The sequence below is a fragment of the Bacillus sp. mrc49 genome (assembly GCF_002803435.1).
The window spans coordinates 1-939 of sequence record NZ_PHNG01000128.1; the positions used below are offsets into that span (position 1 = coordinate 1).

At 41.3% G+C, this 939-nt stretch carries 2 protein-coding genes; one reads left to right on the forward strand and one right to left on the reverse strand.

Annotated features, from left to right (window positions below; all coding sequences use genetic code 11):
• A partial coding sequence (locus tag CVN76_RS00880) for a phosphatidylserine decarboxylase (RefSeq protein WP_198512399.1) occupies positions 1 to 422 on the forward strand: 422 nt, incomplete at its 5' end.
• A 48-nt stretch (positions 423 to 470) separates the two neighbouring features.
• Here CVN76_RS00880 and CVN76_RS00885 read toward each other — a convergent pair.
• Positions 471 to 611 carry a sporulation histidine kinase inhibitor Sda gene (locus tag CVN76_RS00885; RefSeq protein ID WP_061144530.1) on the reverse strand — a complete coding sequence of 47 codons (141 nt, stop codon included), beginning with the start codon at positions 609 to 611 and terminating at the stop codon, positions 471 to 473.
• Positions 612 to 939 lie beyond the last annotated feature (328 nt).

Below are 939 nucleotides of genomic sequence, written 5' to 3' on the forward strand. Positions count from 1 at the left end.
AGTACTTAGGCGGCAAATACCTCGTTCTGTACTTAAGCCCAAGTCATTACCATAGGATTCATGCACCGATCAAGGGGGCCGTAATCAAACGTTGGATGCTTGGGAGGAAATCGTACCCCGTTAATAAGTGGGGGATGAAATATGGAAAAGAGCCTTTGTCAAAAAATTATCGTACAATAACTGAACTGCAAAATGAGGCGGGAAGTTTGGCGATGGTGAAGGTCGGTGCCATGTATATCAACTCAATCGTCATTACCGATCAATCGAAACAATTGGAGCAAGGCCAGGAGTTTTCTTATTTCAGCTTTGGTTCGACTGTGGTCCTTCTTTTTGAGAAGAACAAGTTCGAGCTGGAAGGAAGCTTGTCCATTCCCGCTAATGTCCGTGTCGGTGAAGCCATTGGATATATGAAGGCCGTTTAAAACTAAAATAAGAAGGCTGACATATGATGTCAGCCTATGTATGCCATATTAAATTAAGGCTCGGATTTTATGTGTCAAGGCTCTTCGATGAATCTCCGTTTCTATGAGGCGGATGAATTCGGTACTAAGCTTTAAATTCTGTGCTTTAAAATAGGATTCCAGCAACAGGTCATCAGATAGTTTTTGCATCAGGTCGCCATTTACGGCTGCTCACCTCCAGTAGGAATTGCGAGGAATATTTCTGTGTTTTCTTACATATATTGATAAGTCTTCCTTGCTGTACCCCTACTGTATCAGAAATAAACACGGAGAACAATCGTTCTGTTATCCACAGTTAAAAGTGGATAACCTGTGGTTAAGATGTTTACAAAGTGGCCGAAATGGTGCCACTCAGCATGGAAAATGTTAGTAAAGTTATCCACAGGCTGAGCGAATGAAATTTTTGTCGAAATCTTTTCGGAATAATTAGGTCTTTCGTTCGCCTAATTTCCTGTCTTTCTTAAAAATGCCTTCCCAT